Origin of the sequence: Comamonas halotolerans (genome assembly GCF_030162935.1) — a bacterium.
In the GTDB taxonomy this organism is placed as follows: domain Bacteria; phylum Pseudomonadota; class Gammaproteobacteria; order Burkholderiales; family Burkholderiaceae_C; genus Comamonas; species Comamonas halotolerans.
This window is the reverse complement of the sequence record NZ_JASAUZ010000023.1, coordinates 291,746-309,871: the sequence shown is the minus strand read 5'-3', so window position 1 is coordinate 309,871 and position 18,126 is coordinate 291,746. Positions and strand designations below refer to the sequence as shown.

Annotated in this window: 17 protein-coding genes and 1 pseudogene; 11 read left to right on the top strand and 7 right to left on the bottom strand. The window is 57.8% G+C overall.

Going from position 1 to position 18,126, the window contains the following annotated elements; genetic code table 11:
* Positions 1-127: 127 nt before the first annotated feature.
* A complete protein-coding gene (locus tag QEP11_RS12020) occupies positions 128-841 on the top strand; it encodes an HAD family hydrolase (RefSeq protein WP_284336879.1) in 714 nt (237 codons plus the stop codon).
* Positions 842-883: 42 nt separating this feature from the next.
* On the opposite strand, the gene QEP11_RS12015 is transcribed toward QEP11_RS12020, so the two are convergent.
* Genes QEP11_RS12015 through QEP11_RS11990 form a run of 6 tightly spaced genes read right to left on the bottom strand, consistent with a single transcriptional unit; the run spans position 884 to position 7,919 of the window.
* Positions 884-1,996 carry an AbrB family transcriptional regulator gene (locus QEP11_RS12015; protein WP_284336878.1) on the bottom strand — a complete coding sequence of 371 codons (1,113 nt, stop codon included), beginning with the start codon at positions 1,994-1,996 and terminating at the stop codon, positions 884-886.
* A gap of 1 nt (position 1,997) precedes the next feature.
* Positions 1,998-2,906: a LysR substrate-binding domain-containing protein gene (locus tag QEP11_RS12010; protein ID WP_284336877.1), complete on the bottom strand. Its 909-nt coding sequence runs from the start codon at positions 2,904-2,906 to the stop codon at positions 1,998-2,000.
* A 55-nt stretch (positions 2,907-2,961) separates the two neighbouring features.
* Positions 2,962-3,672 (bottom strand): alpha/beta fold hydrolase, encoded by a 711-nt coding sequence (locus tag QEP11_RS12005; protein WP_284336876.1) that lies wholly within the window; start codon positions 3,670-3,672, stop codon positions 2,962-2,964.
* Positions 3,669-5,756, bottom strand: a complete 2,088-nt coding sequence (locus tag QEP11_RS12000; protein ID WP_284336875.1) for an acetate--CoA ligase family protein — start codon at positions 5,754-5,756, stop codon at positions 3,669-3,671. Before QEP11_RS12000 ends, QEP11_RS12005 begins: the two co-directional genes overlap by 4 nt.
* A gap of 3 nt (positions 5,757-5,759) precedes the next feature.
* Complete coding sequence (locus tag QEP11_RS11995; RefSeq protein WP_284336874.1) at positions 5,760-6,728, bottom strand: Bug family tripartite tricarboxylate transporter substrate binding protein; 969 nt, start codon at positions 6,726-6,728, stop codon at positions 5,760-5,762.
* A 36-nt stretch (positions 6,729-6,764) separates the two neighbouring features.
* Positions 6,765-7,919, bottom strand: a complete 1,155-nt coding sequence (locus tag QEP11_RS11990) for an acyl-CoA dehydrogenase family protein (RefSeq protein ID WP_284336873.1) — start codon at positions 7,917-7,919, stop codon at positions 6,765-6,767.
* Positions 7,920-8,113: 194 nt separating this feature from the next.
* Between QEP11_RS11990 and QEP11_RS11985 the strand changes: the two genes are divergently transcribed.
* The 7 genes and pseudogenes from QEP11_RS11985 (at position 8,114) to cutA (ending at position 13,246) form a co-directional block, all read left to right on the top strand.
* A complete protein-coding gene (locus tag QEP11_RS11985; RefSeq protein WP_284336872.1) occupies positions 8,114-9,445 on the top strand; it encodes an MmgE/PrpD family protein in 1,332 nt (443 codons plus the stop codon).
* A 115-nt stretch (positions 9,446-9,560) separates the two neighbouring features.
* The gene (locus QEP11_RS11980) at positions 9,561-9,926 is read left to right on the top strand and encodes an enoyl-CoA hydratase/isomerase family protein (protein WP_349816774.1); all 366 of its coding nucleotides are present in this window, start codon (positions 9,561-9,563) and stop codon (positions 9,924-9,926) included.
* Positions 9,883-10,170, top strand: a pseudogene (locus tag QEP11_RS11975) (3-oxoadipyl-CoA thiolase); the annotation flags it as partial. The gene QEP11_RS11980 and the pseudogene QEP11_RS11975, both read left to right, overlap by 44 nt.
* Before the next feature lie 110 nt (positions 10,171-10,280).
* Positions 10,281-11,228, top strand: coding sequence for a PaaI family thioesterase (locus QEP11_RS11970; protein ID WP_284336871.1), 948 nt, complete (start codon positions 10,281-10,283; stop codon positions 11,226-11,228).
* Between the two features lie 112 nt (positions 11,229-11,340).
* Positions 11,341-11,796 (top strand): GFA family protein, encoded by a 456-nt coding sequence (locus tag QEP11_RS11965; protein WP_284336870.1) that lies wholly within the window; start codon positions 11,341-11,343, stop codon positions 11,794-11,796.
* A gap of 166 nt (positions 11,797-11,962) precedes the next feature.
* Positions 11,963-12,889 (top strand): DMT family transporter, encoded by a 927-nt coding sequence (locus QEP11_RS11960; protein WP_284336869.1) that lies wholly within the window; start codon positions 11,963-11,965, stop codon positions 12,887-12,889.
* A 9-nt stretch (positions 12,890-12,898) separates the two neighbouring features.
* A complete protein-coding gene (gene cutA, locus QEP11_RS11955) occupies positions 12,899-13,246 on the top strand; it encodes a divalent-cation tolerance protein CutA (protein WP_284336868.1) in 348 nt (115 codons plus the stop codon).
* A 111-nt stretch (positions 13,247-13,357) separates the two neighbouring features.
* Here cutA and ftsY read toward each other — a convergent pair whose 3' ends face one another.
* The gene (gene ftsY, locus QEP11_RS11950; protein WP_284336867.1) at positions 13,358-14,518 is read right to left on the bottom strand and encodes a signal recognition particle-docking protein FtsY; all 1,161 of its coding nucleotides are present in this window, start codon (positions 14,516-14,518) and stop codon (positions 13,358-13,360) included.
* A gap of 27 nt (positions 14,519-14,545) precedes the next feature.
* Here ftsY and QEP11_RS11945 point away from each other — a divergent pair, with 27 nt between their 5' ends.
* Genes QEP11_RS11945 through rsmD form a run of 3 tightly spaced genes read left to right on the top strand, consistent with a single transcriptional unit; the run spans position 14,546 to position 18,092 of the window.
* Complete coding sequence (locus tag QEP11_RS11945; protein ID WP_284336866.1) at positions 14,546-16,009, top strand: M16 family metallopeptidase; 1,464 nt, start codon at positions 14,546-14,548, stop codon at positions 16,007-16,009.
* Positions 16,010-16,016: 7 nt separating this feature from the next.
* A complete protein-coding gene (locus tag QEP11_RS11940) occupies positions 16,017-17,369 on the top strand; it encodes a M16 family metallopeptidase (protein ID WP_284336865.1) in 1,353 nt (450 codons plus the stop codon).
* Positions 17,370-18,092, top strand: a complete 723-nt coding sequence (rsmD, locus tag QEP11_RS11935; protein WP_284336864.1) for a 16S rRNA (guanine(966)-N(2))-methyltransferase RsmD — start codon at positions 17,370-17,372, stop codon at positions 18,090-18,092.
* Positions 18,093-18,126 lie beyond the last annotated feature (34 nt).

Below are 18,126 nucleotides of genomic sequence, written 5' to 3'. Positions count from 1 at the left end.
TGATCGGCGATAGTCGCTGGTGCATTCTCGGGACTTCTTCAAGTACTGCATGGAAAGCCCTGAGCACCGCTTTGCGAGGGGCGCTTTGTTCTCAACCCAAGATTTTTGAAAGTAAAACGTGTCAATCGTGCCTTCCTCTGCCGCTGCCCATGGTGTGTTCACTTCCGGAGCGGGAACTGCGCTTCAAGCCCTGGTGTTTGATTTGGATGGAACCCTGGTGCACAGTGCTGCAGATTTGATGGAAGGCGTGCGGCGCACCTTTCGTGAGCAAGGGATTGGAGAGTTGCCGCAAAACTACGCGCCCAAAGTCCTGCATGGCACCATGGAAGGCATCATGCGTGCGGCCTGCAAAGATATGGGCTGGGTTGAACCTGCGCAGTGGAACGCAGCGCTGGCACGCTTTGTTTCTTTGTACGCGGCAATGCAAAGCCCAACGGCCCATCTCTATGACGGCGTGCGCAATGCCATTGACGCCCTCGCCCGTCAGGGCTTGAAGATGGGAGTCTGTACCAACTCCAGCGAGCGCAGCGCACGCCTGACCTTGACCAAGCTGGGCCTGTTTGAGCATATGGCTTTCATCTGCGGCGCCGACACCTTTGGCATCAGCAAGCCCTCGCCAGTGCCATTGCACGGCGTGTTGCATGCACTGGGCGTGGCCCCTGAGCACTGCCTTTATGTGGGCGATACGGAGACCGATGCCCAATGTGCTCAGGCTGCCAGCGTGCACTTTGCGTGGCACACAGCAGGCTATGGCGGTTTATCTGCTCAACACTATCCACGTGTGCTGGCCTTTGAGCATTGGGCGCAATTGCAAAAGTTCTCTGAGGCAGCGCTGGCCTGAAAACGGCAGCTATAGCCTTTTTACTACCCATGCAGGGGATGCTCAGGCTCTCTTGGCTGACTCTTGGGCTCGTGGTTGATAGACGCAGCGATACACCAGGTTGGTCAGCAATAAAACGGCGATCAACCGGGTGACCTGGAATGCCGTGACCACTGGCACGGACAGGGCAAATATCTTGGCAGTGATGGACATTTCCACGATACCTCCGGGCGCTGTGGCCAGTAGCAGTGAGGCAAAGTCCACATCCACCAACTGGCTCAGCACCCACGCAAAGCCTGCGCTGATGGCAATCAGACACAAGCTCAGTAAAGCAATGCTCAGTGCCCAAAAAGGTGCGCTTTTCAGGAACTGCCGGCTGAAGCGCACGCCCAGGCTGACACCAATGATGAGCTGCGCGGCTTGGCTGGCTCCAGGGGGCATGGCGGAGAGATTGCACTCCAGCACGGCCAGTATCACTGCGGCAAAGAAAGGGCCTAAAAACCAGGGGTTGGGAAATTTCAAACAATGCAGCACAGCCACACCAGAAGCGGTGATGGCAGCAAACAAGGCAAAGCCCTGTGGCTGGAAGACTTGCAGTGGCTGGGTGACCAGCGGGCTGGAGGCTGCTGCGCTGGAGGTATCCAGCAAGCTCACGGCCAGAGGAATGCACAAGGTCACAATCATCAGGCGCAAGCTGTGGCTGGCCGCGACCAAATCGGTGCGTGCCCGCTGTCGCTCCGACAGCAGTGTCATCTCCGAAGCAGCGCCGATAGCACCCGAAAAATAGGCTGTAGCCTGTAGTTGCTCGCGGTTGCTAAAACTTGTGCTGTTACGGTTGAAATAGGTGATGAACTGTGCACCGAATATCCCGAGCGCAATCGAAAACACGACTGCCAGCGCCACGCACCACCACAGCTGCGAGATGATGCCCAGAATCTCCGGGGTGAAGTACAGCCCCAATGCGGAGCCCATGGCCCATTGCGCGAGGTTGCGAACCATCACCACGCTGACCACGGGTACGTTCATGACCGAAAGAATGCCAATGCACAGCAACGGTCCTGTGAGCCAGGGCAGCGGGATGTGGAGGTGGCTGAAGGCTTGCGCAGCGAGAAAGGCAATCAACAAGGTGAAGACGTAGGCAAGCGCAAGGCGTAGCTGGGGCTGGGAGGCTGTCATTTCAGCTGGGGTTTTTCAAGAGTTCCAGTTGCCCTGCAATCCAGCTGCGGAAGATTTCCACCTTGCGGGAGTGGCGCTGTAGCTGTGGGCGCACCAGATAGTAGGAGAGGCCGGTCTTGACGGGCAGGTTGAAGGGCGCGACCAGCTTTTGCTTTTTCAGGTCATCGACCAGCAAGGTGGTCTGGCCAATGGCCACACCCAGGCTGTCTGCAGCGGCTTGCCACGTCAGGATGGAGCTGCTGAAGCGCATTTGCTCGGTAGGCTCGATCTCGGTCTCATAGCGGCACAGCTTGGCCCAGGTCCGCCAATCGTGGGGGCGGAAATGGGAGACCAGCAAGCGCACGCGCAACAAGGCCTGAGGGTAGCGCGCATCAGGCGCGTATTGTCTGAGGAAATCGGGGCTGCACACAGGTTCAATGACATCTTCAAACAGGAAGTCGCTGTCTTGCCTTGGCCAGGCTCCGTTGCCAATCTGGATGGCCAGATCAACGTTGTCGCGATCAAAGTCCACATACGAGACCGAATTGGTGATCTTGACTGTGATGTCAGGGTGTTTGCTGTTGAAATCGGACAGCCGTGGAATCAGCCATTTCGCCGCAAACGTGGTGTAGGTCTGGATGCGCAGTGTGCTGTCCGAGCCCGAGCGCATCAGGTCTTCAGTGGCTTTGCTGAGCAGGTCAAAGGCCGGATTGATGGCTTCTGCATAACGCTGGCCCGAGTGTGTCAGGCTGATGCCGTGACGCTCGCGCCGGAATAATTCCACCCCCAGATAAGTCTGCAAAACATTGAGCTGCTTGCTGACCGCAGACTGACTGATGTGAAGCTCTTGCGCCGCTTTGGTCAGGTTCTGGGTGCGAACTACCGCGTCAAAGACTTTCAGGGGGTTCAGCGGCGGAAGCTTTTTACTCATGACTGGATTCTAGAGAGCGCGTTGGTGGGGCTGGCGTACTCGCCAGCTTCCAGCGTCAGCAATGTGACAGCAGCCATCGTGTCAGCATGGTGTTGATTTCTTTGCTACGCGTTTGTGGAAGTGATGCATGCGTATTGGGCAGCACCATCCACTCGCGCTCCTCACGGTCCATGGCCAGTGTGATGGCTGCTTGATTGGAGCCAGCGAGGTCATCTGCTGTTCCCCAGATCATGAGCATGGGCTTGTGCAAATCCTTCAGTTGCTGGTGCAGCAATGCCGCTATTTGGTCAGGCTGTGGTGCTGCTGAATGCGGGCTACGGCCATGTCCCCCGTCACCCAGCAGCACCAGGCTAGACAATTGGGGCAGGGCTGGCACAAGCCAGCCTGCCACCAGGCAACCCCAGCCATGCGCCACCAGGCTGAAAGGGGTTTGGGCAAATAGGCCGTGCAAGTCTTTTTGAATGGACTGCGCCCAGTCTTTGGCACTTTGCTGCTGCGCGGCGGGTGCAGCGTGTTGCGCAGGAAGCTCGGCAACCAGCACTTGGCAGGAACGGGCAAGGTGCGCGATGCTCGCATGCCAGGCGCGCCAATCACATCCCCAGTCGTGCAGCAAAACCACGGGTGTGCCGTTGCCCCAGCTCAGCCAACGTATGTTGCTGGGCGTGGCCAACGTTGGCACGCTGGCTTGTGACAGCAACCATTGCTCTGCGGCATTGGCTGCTGTACGGACTTGGGCACGCGGTGTCGGCAAAGCGCACGCACTCACAGAGGCTGCATCACAAGGGCATCCACTGCCAGCACACCTTCACCTTCTGGCATCACCATCAATGGGTTCACCTCGGCTTCGACCACGTTCAGATCGCCCCGCACCGCCAGCTGTGACAGGCGCGAAATGGTGTGGGCCAGAGCGTCCAGGTCTCCCTTGGCTTTACCGCGCAGACCTGCGACGGTCTGCAGCATCTTGACTTCAGCAATCATCTCTTTGGCCGTTTCCACGCTTACGGGTGCCAGGCGAATGCTCCGGTCACGCATCACTTCAGCCCAGATGCCGCCAGCTGCCAACATGATGATGGGGCCCGCATCCGGGTCAATGCGGTAACCCACCAGCACTTCCGTCAAGCCCTTGCGCATGGGCTGCACAAGCACCTGATCACAAGGTACACCGGGGGCGCGCTCTTGCAGATTGCTGCGCAGGGTGGCGAATGCCGCAGCCAGTGCCTCCTGGTTCTGAATGCCCAGCACCACGCCACCGACTTCGGTCTTGTGGGGAATGTGCTCGGAGCATACTTTGGCCACGACAGGAAAGTCAAAAGGTAATGCGCCAGGTTGTTCGGTGCTCAGATCGAAGGTGGCTGCAGGTGCATGGGGCACTTGCAGCGTGTCGAGCAGCGCATAGGCCTGGGCTTCGCTCAAGGCACGTGTTGCGGTGGCAGGCTGCCCCTTGACGGTGGCAGGCTCGGCAATGGCGCGGCGCGCAAACACCGAGGCAATCGCGTCGGCGCAGCTTTCCGGTGTGCGGAAGCAGGGAATATTGGCCTGGGTGAGCTGGGCCAGGGCCTGAGGCGCATCTGGCACCAGCATGGTGACCAGTGGCTTGCTGTGGCCCGCGCTGTCCATGATGGGTTTGACTGCCAGGTCAGGGTTGAAGCGGGCCGAAGAGCCCACCACGGCAATCACCATGTCGAACTCCGGCGCGTTGAGCAATATGTCCAGCGCTTTCATCATGACTTCGTACTTGGTGCCTGCCAGGGTCAGGTCCAGCACACGGCCAGCGTTGCCAGGAATGTCTGCAGCCTGCAGTTTGGCAATGGTTTCAGCAGATGGCGTCTGCACGGTGATGCCGCGCACACCCAGCTGGTCAACCACCATGGCGGCGCCGCCACCTGTGGTGGTCACCACGGCCACGCGCTGCGGCGTCTTTTGCTGCGCTGGAATTTTTTGGGCCAGCGGGAAAATCTCGAACAAGGTTTCGAGCATTTCAACGCGTGCAATGCCCAGGTCTTTCAAGAAGGCATCGGCGATGTCATCCTCACCGGCCAAAGCGCCCGTGTGTGTGGCTGCCATTTCGGCTGCAGCGCTGGAGCGGCCCAGCTTGTAGGCAATCACGGGCTTGCCACGCTTGGCGGCTTCACGGGCAAAAGTTTGCAACTGGTCACCGTGGCGCAGGCTTTCCAGGAACAACACATATCCTTCAATCGCGGGGTCATCCAGGGTTGCCGCGCAGATCTCGCCCACGCTCAGGTCCACTTCGCTGCCCACGGATACCAGGCCTGCAAAGCCTACGCCACGGGCCTTGCCGCGTGAGACCAGTGCGCCGATCATGCTGCCGCTGTGCGAGGCAACGAACACCTTGCCTTTGGGTACATCTGGTTCGGCAAAAGCAGCATTGGCGGTGAGTACCAGACCATTGTTGGGGTTGACTACCCCCAGGCTGCTGGGACCCAGAATGCGAATACCGCTTTCCTTGGCAATGGCGCGCAACTGGTTTTCACGCTCCATACCTTCGTGGCCGGACTCAGAGAAACCACTGGCCAAAATGGTGACCAGCTTCACGCCCAGCTTGGCGCATTCCTGAACGGTAGGGACGACGGAGTCAGTGGGGGAAAGCACAAAGACATGCTCCGGCACTTCAGGCAGCGCAGACAGGCTGGGCCAGGCTTTTTCGCCTTGTACCTGATCGCGACGTGGGTTGATCGGATAAACCGTGCCCTGAAAACCCGAGCGGCGCAGAAAAAGCTGCGGGCGGCCACCGGTCTTTTTGGCATCGTCCGATGCTCCTACCAATGCAATGCTCTTGGGATACAAGAGTGCCTGGCACACGTCTGTGGAGGATGTCTTTGTGGTCAACATGTCTTACTTCTCTACATTGAATTTCTTGAACTGCTCGCCCCAGTGCGTCACTTCGGCAGCCAGCTCGGCTTTGAATTGCGCCGGAGTGTTGCCGATGAGAACGGCACCCTGAGGAATCAAGGTTCTCTTGAACTCTTCGCTTTGTGTGGCCTTGGCCATCACTGCAGCGAGTTTGTCCACGATGGCTTGCGGGGTACCAGCCGGTGCCAGCAAGGCATTCCATGAGTCGGAGACCATGTCTGGCAGACCGACTTCCTTGAAGGTAGGGACATCAGGAATGCCTGGCAGGCGCTCGGGACCCGCCACGGCCAGCGGACGCACCTTTCCTGCTTCCAGGTTCGGCATGGCACCTGTGGATGTCATGAAGGCAGAGTCAATCACACCAGCAATCAGGTCATTGAGTGCACCAGAGCCTCCGGAATAGGGCACGTGCAGCATCTGTATGCCTGCCAGCTGCTCCAGTCGCAGCGTGGCCATATGTTGTGTACCGCCAGCACCGGTGGTGCCATAGGTCAGCTCACCCGGCTTTTTCTTGGCCAGCGCCTGGAACTCCTTGAAGTTCTTGACAGGCAGCTTCGGGCTGACAGCAAACACGCCCGGCGCTGAAGAGACCTTGGAGATGGGAGTGAAGCTCTTGATCGGATCGAATTTCTGCTTGGGATAGATGTACTTGTTCATGGCCAGCGGGGCTGCTGCCAGGAGCAGGGTGTAGCCATCCGGCGCCGCTGCGGCGACCATTTCCGACGCAATATTGCTGGTCGCACCAGGGCGATTCTCAACAATGAATGCTCCTTTCAGTTCATCTTGCAAGGCTTTGGCCACCAGGCGTGCAACCACATCGGTGGGGCCACCGGCTTGAAATCCCACAATGATTTTTACCGGCTTGCTGGGGTAGTTGTCAGCCCAAACTCCACCGCTGGCCGCAGTCAGAGCAGCGGCTGCCAGCACGCTCAGATAGGCGCGTCGTTTCATTGATGTCTCCTTGTTAATTTTTTCTCGGTCGCAGATTTATGCTTTGGGTGCGCGTTGTGAGAAGCTGCGCTCAAACACGCCTTCTGCAATACGGTTCTTGAGCATTTCGATGGAGCCGCCAGCAATCATCCAGCCGCGCGTACGGCGTACGCAGTACTCCACCAATGCTTCCTGGCTGAAGCCCATGCCTCCCATGACCTGCATGGCTTCGTTGGAGACTTCCCAGCCTGCCAAGTTACAAGCCAGCTTGGCCATGGCCGTGCTTTGCGCGCTGGGCAGACCGTGTTCGCCTTCCAGGGCGGCTTTGTAGAGCAGCATCTGTGCCTGCTCCAGCTTCATCCACATGTCTGCAAACTTCCACTGCAGGCCCTGGAATTCGCACAGTTCACGGCCAAACTGCTTACGCACCAGCGCGTGCTCACGTGCCTGATTGAAGGCGTAACGGCCCAGGGCCAGCGCACGCGAGGCATTGCCCAGGCGCTCAACGTTGAAGCCCGAGATTTGTTTTTTGAAACCACCTTCACCCAGCAGCAAGTTGGCCTTGGGAATACGGCAGTTTTCGAAATACAGCTGAGACCATTGCTCGCTGTTCATGAAGCTGGAAGGCTGGCCAATGGTGAAACCGGGTGCGCCACGCTCCACCAGCACGGAGCCAATGCCGTTCACACCGGGGCCAAAGCGCACATAAATCAGGAACAGTTCTGCTTCAGGGCTATGGGTGGAGAACACCTTGCTGCCGTTGATGACGATTTCGTCGCCCTCGATCATGGCGGTGGTCTTCAACTCGGTCACTGCGGAACCAGCATCTGGTTCACTCATTCCCAAAGAAATGAGTTTTCTTCCCGCCAGCAAATCAGGCAGAAAACGCTGCTTCTGTTCTGCGGTGGCGTATTCCACAAAGGTGCGGATGGGGCCGAAGTTGCCAGCCTGCACCAGGTCTGCACTCTTGGGGCAGGCCAGGGCAACCTGTTGAATTGCCAGCACTGCGTGCATCAATGTGCCGCCTTGGCCACCGTCTTCCTCGGGGAATGCGATGCCCATCAGGCCTTGCTCGGAAATCATCTGGGCTGCATCCCAGGGGCAGTGGGGATGGTGGGCACGTGCCAGTGCGCCGGGAGCCAGCTTGTCTTGAGCAAAACGTGCCACGCTGTCGGCAAATGCTTGGTGTTCTTCGGAGAGACGGAAGTCCATGGGGTGTCCTGTGCAAGAAAAAAGCTTTGAATGCACAAATCATGGCTTTTTTGCGCTTCTATAGATGTTCCTGTTTTGCCTCTAGATATGAGTTTTTGTTCTTTCTCTGAAACTCTTGCTCTCACTGAGGTGCGCTCGCAACAGGCATCATTGAGGGCATAGAAATCCACAACCCAGGTTCCCTGCAAAGTCTTATGTATATCAGCGAGCAACTCGGTCAATTCGGTTCCGGCTTCCATTCGGTGGAGGTGAATGAAGAGGTCATCCATCACGCGAAACGCGCGATTGTGGATTGGTATGCAGCGCTGATTCCCGGCTATGTCATGGAACCGACGCCTCTGCTGGAAAAAGCGTATGTGGATGATCTTGATCGCGGCAGTGCACGTCTGGCCCTGGGCCGCAAGGCCACCATGCGCACTGCAGCCTTGATCAATGGTTCGGCCTCACATACGGCTGAGGTGGATGACATCTTCAAGGAGGCGATCTATCACCCCGGCGCACCCACGATTTCCGCAGCATTGGCAGTGGCGCAGCAAGAAGGTGCTGGCGGGCTGGAGCTGATCAAGGCAGTTATCGTGGGCTATGAAATCAGTACGCGCATCGGCAAGGTGCTGGGGCGCAGTCATTACAAGTTCTGGCACAACACTGGCACAGTGGGCACGTTTGGCGCAGCAGCGGCAGCGGCTTATCTGCTCAAGCTCAATGCCCTGCAATTCACCCATGCCCTGTGTACCGGGGCCACGTTCGCCGCGGGCCTGCAGCAGGCCTTCAAGATGGATTCCATGTCCAAGCCATTGCACTCCGGGCGTGCAGCGGAAGCAGGAGTAGCTGCAGCACAGATGGCACGCCAGGGCGTAACCGGATCGCTGGATGTTTTCGAGGGCAGCTTCGGCATGGGGGTGGCCATGAGCAATGCGCCTGAGTGGCAGCCTGTGATGGCAGACCTGGGTGAGAGATTCAACATCAACGCCATGACGTTCAAGAATCACGCCTGCTGCGGTCACACCTTTGCGCCTATTGATGGCGCTTTGCTCATTCAGCAGCGCGACCAGATTGCCTGGGAGGATATTGCGCGCATTGTGGTGCAGACTTACAGCCCGGCCCTGTCTGTGGCGGGCAACCCTGCGCCGCGCACTCCGGCAGAAGCGCGCTTTAGCATTCCTTTTGTGGTGAGCACAGCACTGCGCTACGGCAGCGTGCGCCTGGCGGCGTTTGACCCCGAGCGCCTGCAAGACCCAGACTTGCTGGCGCTGATGCGCTGCGTGGAACTGCAGGTACATCCGCAGCTGGATGCGCAATTTCCCGGGCAGCGTGCTGCACAGGTCACGCTCTACACCAAAGATGGGCGGGCGCACAGTTTCTTGCAGCCCACACGCAAGGGCGATCCCGACATGGCGCTCACTGATGCTGAGTTGCAGGACAAGTTTGATGAGCTGGTAATCCCTGTTCTGGGGAAGGAAAAGGCAGAGCGCATTGCCAAGCAGTTGTGGAATTTGCAGGCGTTAGACGCGGTCGATGCGCTGTAATTCCACTGCAATAAGCAACAACAAGAGCAAGGTAGAACAATGCGTGAAAAGAACTTGGTGCGTACCGAACGCGTGGATCAGGTCTTGGTGATCTGGATTGACAACCCGCCGATCAATGCTGGCTCAGGGAGTGCGCCAGGGCATGCTGGATGCCATAGTGCAGCTCAGCGATGACGCTTCGCTGCAGGCTGCAGTGCTGATGGGTGCAGGCAGCACCTTTGTTGCGGGCTCCGATCTGCGTGAATTTGGTCAGCCGCTGCAAGAGCCACAGCTGCCCGTGGTGATTGCAGCCATTGAAAACTGCGGCAAACCGGTGGTGGCAGCGCTACACGGTGCCGCTCTGGGTGGTGGGCTGGACCTGGCATTGGGTTGTGATGCCCGGGTGGCTGCGCCTGGGACGCGTCTGGGCTTGCCTGAAATCACGCTGGGCATGATTCCTGGCACAGACGGGTTTGTCGCTGGCCGACATGGACGTGATTGAACTGAATGAAGCCTTTGCCGCCCAAGGTCTGGCCGTGCTGCGCGACCTGGGTATTGCGGATGACGACGCCCGCGTGAACCAGTGGGGCGGCGCAATTGCGCTGGGCCACCCGCTGGGCGCCTCGGGCGCACGTCTGGCCACGACTGCAGTGAACCAGTTGCACACGCTGGGTGGCCGGTATGCGCTGTGCACTATGTGCATTGGCGTGGGCCAGGGCATTGCCGTGGTGCTGGAAAAGGTTTGAGAAGTTCGTTCGTACGAATTGACGCACTCGGGAATGAAACGGAGCGTTTTACGCGGCAAACAGTGATTGGCTTTGGGGGCGTTTCACATATTTTTAGGAACAGGTAAACCATGACAGGCACAACACATGGCCCATGCGTTCAGCGCGTGCTGCAGGCTTTACATGCGGCCAGGGTGCCGGGCTGGATGTTTCCGGCCCATTTCCTGGATATCTTCTTTGCTTCGCAAGTAAGTTCTGAAGGGGCTAGCGCACAGATGCAGATTGGCCCGCATTGTCTGAATGGCAGCGGCACAGTCAGCAAGGCCGCAGTGGCATTGCTGGCTGATGTCACGATGGCTGCTGCAGTGCGAGGCTATGCAGGGCGTAGTGTGCGTATTGCCACCATGAGCATGCGCCTGTCATTTGCAGCGCTACCAGCGCAAGGGGAGTTGAAGGCGTCCGCCAGCGTGCGAATGATGTCTGTAAATCTTGCATTGCCCACCGCTGCGGTCGCTGTGGAAATCTCCGATGCGCAGGGGCAGTTGTGTTGCAGCGGAGAAGCGACGTTTGCCGTGCTGGAAAACCGCAGTGGCGTTGCAGCGCATCCGTTGCCTACACGTAGCACGCTGACTGGCAGCCTGAGCCCGGAGGCGCTAACGGAGGATGAGCGGCAAATCTGGGAGCGGGCGCTGTCATGCGAGGCAGCATCGGCGGATGGACGTAGTTTTCTGGAACAGTTCTGGTCGCTGCTACCAGCCGCTGATGAACATGTACGCACTGCTTGTGGTGTGTCTTGGCCTGTGGCTGTCAGTGGCTATAACAGCAACCGGGTAGGGCATCTGCAAGGTGGTGTGCTGATGGGTCTGATGTCCAGTGCGTGCGCTTCTGCGGCGCCGCAAGGGATGGAGTTGGTGGATATCTCGGTGCAGTATCAAGCGCCTGTGCAGGCAGATGTGGTGCAACTCAAGGCATCGCCTGCACGGATCGGGCGCAATGCAGCATTTGTCAATGCTGATATGGAAAGTGCTGATGGGCGCATTTTGGCGTCTGCACAAGGCAATCTGGTGCAGAAACGCTGATTTGCCTGGGCCGCACCAAGGCGCATTGCAACCACATTATTGAGGCATTTGTGGGCCTGACCCAGGTTTGTCATCTATCTTGCAAGAGGTCAGCTAAAGATAATGTCCATCTATGACGGATTCAAAGCACGATGACCGCACCATCTACCAAGCCGCATGCCACTGTGGCAGCGTCCGTTTTAGGCTGAGCCTGACGGACGGCTTGCGTACAGCGCGCCGATGCAATTGCTCTTACTGCAGCATGCGCGGAGCTGTGGCTGTTTCAGCCAATTTGAAGGACATTGAAATCCTTCAGGGCAAGGATGCTCTGACGCTGTACCAGTTCAACACTGGTGAAGCCAGACATTATTTCTGTGCAAAGTGTGGCAACTACACATTTCATCAGCGAAGGTCTTCACCCAGCCAATACGGGGTCAATGTCGCTTGCATTGAGGGAATAAGTCCTTTTGATTTTGACGTTGTGCCGGTCAATGAAGGGCGCATCCATCCCAAGGATTGCTTCGGTGGTGGTGCCGTAGTTGCAGGATGGATGCGATATGAAGCCAATCCCGAAGCTGGGGAAGGTTGACGCAAATCGCGACAGATCATTTAACGGTGGGGGGGCCTGGCTCCACCAATCGAATCGTATTGATTGGATGCTTCGCCGCGTGCGGCTGTCCTGTCATGAGAGCAGAGATTGCTGAAAAGAAGCACGTGCTGCAGGTGACAGAGCAGGAAAGAGCAGCGCTTATAAGATGGCTGGTTTCTTGCAGAGTCTGATTGTGAACCCTCCATCCAAGCCCGTGGCCTTTTTGTGTTTGGCGCTGAGCATGGCGCTGGTAGGCAGCTATGTGGCGCTTTCCAAGCCGCTTGCTGTGCTGTTTCCGGTGTTGTTGCTGGCTTGGCTGCGCTTTGGGATTGGAGTGATTGCCATGTTGCGCTGGCTGCGCAAGTCGCCGCAAGAGCCCGCAATGAACGCGCGCACCAAGCGTTTGTTATTTCTGGAGTCGTTTTTCGGTAATTTTTTGTTCACCCTGTGCATGGTCACGGGCGTGAGTTTGACCAGCGCGGTTACTGCGGGAGTCACCATGTCGGCCATTCCTGTGGCGGTGGCGGTACTCAGTTGGGTCGTCTTGCGTGAGCAAATAGCGCCGCGCACATGGGCTGCTGTGGCATTGGCAGTGGCAGGCATCGCTTTGTATGCTGCTGCCAAACCGCAGGACGCGGCAAATATGCAGCCTTATGCTGTTTGGGGACAGCTGTTGTTGTTGGCCGCAGTGCTGTGTGAAGCCGCATATGCGGTGATCGGTAAACAGCTCACAGCCACGCTGTCACCTAAACGCATCAGCGCCATCATCAATCTTTGGGGATTTGTACTGTCCACTCCGCTGGGCTTGTACTGGGTGTGGCATTTCGATTTTGCGCAGGTCAGTTTCTCCATGTGGAGCTTGCTGGTGTTTTACGCGCTGGCGGCTTGTGTATGGACGGTTTGGTTGTGGATGACAGGCTTGCGTTCCGTGCCTGCAGCGCAGGCGGGTATCTTCACGGTGATGCTGCCTATCAGTGCGGCTGTTGTGGGCATGGTGGCGCTGGGGGAGCAGATCAGCACTGTGCAACTGCTGGCGCTTGGGATTGCCTTGCTGGGAGTCGTGGTGGCAACCTGGCCTGTCAAACGCAGGTAAAGCGGCACAATGGCAGCCATGAATTATCCGCACTCCCTGTCCTTACTCACCGTTGTGACCACCACCGTTGGCAGTGCTGTCGACGCTGAGCGTTTGGCGCAGGGGAGTGTGCAAGCCCGAGTGGCTGCCTGCGCGCAGGTGGAGGCGATCACTTCGCACTATGTCTGGGATGGTGCGCTGGAGCACAGCCCTGAATGGCGGGTGGTGTTTAAGACATTGCCCAGCGTTGTGGAGCACTTGTGGGACTGGTTGAAAACAGTGCATCCTTATGAGGTGCCTCAGTTGCTACAGCGTACCGAGCATGCCAACGCTGCCTATGCTGCCTGGGTGGCTGCGCAGGTGGATGCCAGCGTCTGATTGGACAAAGGCTGCAGCATGGTTTGCAGCGTTTGGTGGTTTGGTGATTGGTTCATCGGCATGAAAAAGCCCCGCACTTGAACAGCGGGGCTTTTTGAAAGGAACACGCTTTTAAGCCAACAAGGCCTGTGCAAATTCCTTGGCGTTGAAGGTTTCCAGGTCTTCCACCTTTTCACCTACTCCGATGAAATAGACAGGAATAGGGCGTTCTTGCGCAATCGCAGCCAGTACGCCACCCTTGGCCGTGCCGTCGAGCTTGGTGACAATCAGACCAGTCAAACCCAGGGCTTCATCAAAGGCCTTGACCTGGTTGAGTGCGTTTTGCCCGGTGTTGCCGTCAATCACAAGCAGCACTTCATGCGGGGCTGAGCCATCTGCCTTGCTGACCACGCGCTTGATCTTCTTGAGTTCTTCCATCAGGTGCAGCTGCGTGGGCAATCGGCCTGCGGTGTCGACCAAGACCACATCCTTCTTGCGAGCCTTGCCTGCGCTGACGGCATCAAAGCTCACGGCAGCCGGGTCGCCGCCTGCCTGGCTGATGATTTCCACGGTGTTACGAGTAGCCCATACGCCCAGTTGCTCACGTGCTGCAGCACGGAAAGTGTCGGCCGCAGCCAGAAGTACGGACTGGTCGCTGTCTGCCAGATGCTTGGTCAGCTTGCCAATGGAGGTGGTTTTGCCGGCGCCATTCACGCCAGCCACCATGATGACTGTAGGCGTGTGCTCACCAATGACAAGCGGCTTTTCCAATGGTCGCAGCAAGTCAGCCAGTGACTCGGCCAGCAAGGCTTTGACGGCTGCAGGCTCAGTTGTTTTGCTTTCCTTGATGCGTTGCTTGAGGTCTTCGAGCAGATGCATGGTAGCCTTGACGCCGGTGTCGGCCATCAACAGCGCATCTTCCAGCTCTTCGTACAAGGCATCATCAATTTTGGTGCCAGTGAAGACAGTGGTGATGCTGTTGCCTGTTTTGCGCAGGCCTGCTTTGAGGCGGTCCATCCATCCCGTGCGTGCTCCAGCTGCTTCCGGTTTTGCCTGTGGTTCAGGAGCTTGCTCAAATACTTCGGGCTCTGGTGAGGCATTGGCAGGAACTTCTTCCTTATCTCCCATTCCGAAAGTATTACGCAGCCAACCTCCGACAGAGGTGGTTCTGGCAACGGGTACAGAAGTCTCCTCTTCCACAGGGGAAGAGAGTTCGGGTGCGACAGTCTCGGACTGCTCAAGGGCAGGAGTTGCGTCGGCTTGTGGGGCTTTTTTCTTGAAAAAACTGAACATTGGCGGGTTCTTAGAATCCTGCATTCTATGAAACGAACTTTATCCCTTCTAGCGCTGCTGGCCAGCCTGAGTGCGACAGCCGAGAATTTGCCTGTTACTGGCACGTTATCGTCCTCTCTGTCTGAGTGGGCCAGCAGTTCGACTGTCAAGCCTGCAACAGCGGTTCAGCAGTTCACATTGAGCAATGGTATGGAGCTGATCGTACAGCCTGATCGACGAGCGCCCACAGCGGTGCATATGCTCTGGGTGAAGGTGGGGGCCATGGATGAAGTCGATGGCACCACGGGTGTGGCCCACGCGCTGGAACACATGATGTTCAAGGGCTCCAGAAAACTGGCGCCTGGTGAGTTTTCTCGTCGTGTTGCTGCTTTGGGCGGGCAGGAAAATGCCTTCACCAATCGCGATTACACGGGCTATTACCAGCAGATACCGGCAGAGCGACTGAGGGATGTGATGGCGCTGGAGGCCGACCGTTTTGCAAACAACCAGTGGCCGGACGAAGAGTTCAAGAAAGAGATTGAGGTTATCAAGGAAGAGCGACGCATGCGCACAGAAGACAATCCGCGTGCCATGCTCTTCGAGCAGTTGTCGGCCTCGGTGTTTCAGTCGAATCCCTATCGTCGGCCGGTGGTGGGTTGGATGAGCGATCTGGATGCGATGACCGCAGACGATGTGCGAAACTTCCACCAGCAGTGGTATGTGCCGGGCAATGCCGCCATCGTGATTGCAGGGGATGTGGATGTTGCCAAGGTCAGGGAATGGGCTGAGGAAACCTACGGTCAGATTCCTGCACGCGCATCGGCAGTCAGCAAGCCTCGCGAAGAGCCCCGGCAGTTGGGTATCCGCCGCATTGAGGTCAAACAACCTGCCGAACAGGCCTATGTGGCCTTGGCTTTCCGGGCGCCTTCCATACGCAATGTGGAAAACCTCAATGCCGAGGACAAAGATGCACTGGCCTTGCTGATGCTGTCTTCTGTGCTGGACGGCTATGACGGAGCGCGTCTGGAACGTGCCCTGGTGCAAGGCAAAAACCGTGTGGCCGATAGTGCAAGCAGTTCGGCAGGGATCATGGGGCGAGGTCCTTCGTTGTTCATTCTGTCTGGTGTGCCAGCCAAGGGGAAAACGGCAGCGCAGTTGGAGCAAGCCTTGCGTGCACAAATCCAGCGTGTTGCCAAAGAGGGCGTCCAAGCGTCGGAGCTGGAGCGCGTGAAGACACAGTGGGTGGCCTCGCAAATCTACGAGCGTGATTCTGTCATGGGGCAAGCTCAGAGCTTGGGTAATTACTGGGTCATGGGTATGCCGACCAATGCCGATGACTTGCTCGTCAAAGAGCTGATGAAGATCACTGCAGCTGACGTGCAGCGCGTAGCCAAACGGTATTTTGGTGATGACCAGCTCACGGTGGGTGTCTTGGTGCCCCAGCCACGAGCTGCTGGTCAAGCACTTCGTCCTGCCACAGCGGTGGGTGATAACCAGACACTCCAGCACTGAAAGTTTGATGATGAAGACAAAAACCATTGCGGCCAGCGCTTGGCTGGTGTGTACGTTTGCTGGTTTTGGCGTCAGTGCCGCATGGGCGATTCTGCCCATTCAGCACTGGCAACAAGCTTCGGGAGCCAAGGTCTGGCTGGTGGAAAGCCCCAGCATTCCGATGGTGGACATTCAGGTTTCTTTTGATGCAGGAGCCCGCCGTGAAGATCCTGCGAAAGCTGGTGTGGCCACAGCATTGAGCTTGATGAACGCCAAGGGCATCAAAGCGGACGGCAAGCTACCCGCCATGAATGAAAACGCCTTGGGCGAGGCATGGGCAGATCTGGGTGCTGGTTTTGATGCGAGCGCAGGAAAAGACAGTTTCAGCTTTTCGTTGCGCAGCCTGACCGTGCCCGATTTGCTGCAGCGCTCGGTGGAACTGGCGTCGCGCCAAATGGCTCATCCCAGCGTGCCTGCTGCTGTGTGGCAACGTGAGCGCGCCCGCTGGAGCGCAGCGATCGCTGAGTCCAACACCCGTCCAGGCACCGTGGCAGCTCGGGCATATACCGATGCGGTTTACAGCGGTCACCCCTACGGCGTGCGCACCACAGAACAAACGCTGGCACGTATCAACGTGAAAGACATCCAGGACTGGCAGCAGCGCATGTTTCAGGCATGTCGTGCCAAGGTGAGCGTGGTGGGTGCGGTGGACAAAGCCAGGGCCGATGAACTGGTCGCAGAGCTGCTTTCACGTCTGCCCAAGGATGATGGCAAGGGTTGTCAGCCATTGCCAGCCGTGCCGGAGGTGCCAGCTCTGGAGGCGGCACGGGACATTCGAATTCCATTCCAGTCGGCGCAGGCGCAAGTTCTGATTGGTCAGCCTGGCATCAAGCGTAACGACCCAGACTTCATGGCTTTGCTGGTGGGTAACCACATCCTGGGTGGTGGTGGTCTGGTTTCGCGCCTGATGGAAGAAGTGCGTGAAAAGCGTGGACTGACTTACGGCATATCGAGTGACTTTGCCCCCGGGTTGCATGCAGGGGCCTTCACCATCAGCTTGCAGACTCGCCCCGACCAGGCCGAGCAAGCTCGTCAGGTGGTTCAAGAGACGCTGGCCATGTTTGTCGCTGAAGGCCCTACGGAAAAAGAGTTGCGCGATGCCAAGGACAATCTGATTGGTAGCTTTGCGCTGCGCATCGACAGCAACCGCAAGCTGTTGGCCAATGTGGCCAATATTGCTTGGAACGACCTGCCTTTGGATTACCTGGATCACTGGACGGCCAAGGTGGAGGCGTTGACGGTGGAGGATGTGCGCAGCGCCATGCAACGTGCGATCCAGCCGGTTCGCATGGTGACCGTGGTGTTAGGGGAAAAGAAATAAATGGGTCGCAACAGTTATCGCAATATTGAAGAAGCACTGGCGCTTGAAGCTCGTCTGAAAAAGCGCGAGGCCTTCAAACAGGCTGAAGCAGAGGCATTGGCCGTGGCAGCAGGCAAAAAGCCCGGCAGCAAAGCGCAAAAGCCAGCCAAGGCGACAGGTGGTGGTGCCGGTGAAGTCCGCATCATCGGTGGTCAATGGCGGCGCACCCGTTTGGCGGTGGCGCAGAGACCGGGCTTGCGTCCCACACCTGACCGTGTGCGCGAGACCCTGTTCAACTGGCTGGGACAGGACTTGGCTGGCTGGCGCTGTATTGACGTGTTTGCAGGCACGGGTGCTTTGGGCCTGGAAGCAGCTTCACGCGGTGCCGTGCAGGTACGCTTGGTGGAGCAAGATGCCGGTCTGGCCCAGCAGCTGGAGCGACTGACGCAGCAACTCAAGGCAGAAGGCGTGCATGTGCAGCGTGGCGATGGTATTGCTGCGTTGACGCAGAGTTCACCGGGCTACTGGCATGCCGTATTCATCGACCCTCCATTTGGAGTGGATGCCTTGTTTGCACCAGCGGTAAAGGCTGCAGCACAAGTGCTGGCAGATGATGGCTTTATCTATCTGGAAGCGCCAGAGCCCTGGACGGACGAAGTACTGGCCGAATATGGTCTGCAGCAGCACCGCTATTTGAAGGCGGGCGCAGTGCATGCGCACTTGCTCAAGAAGATCACAGCCTGATTGCATTTTCACAATACGTAGCTTCTGGTGGCAG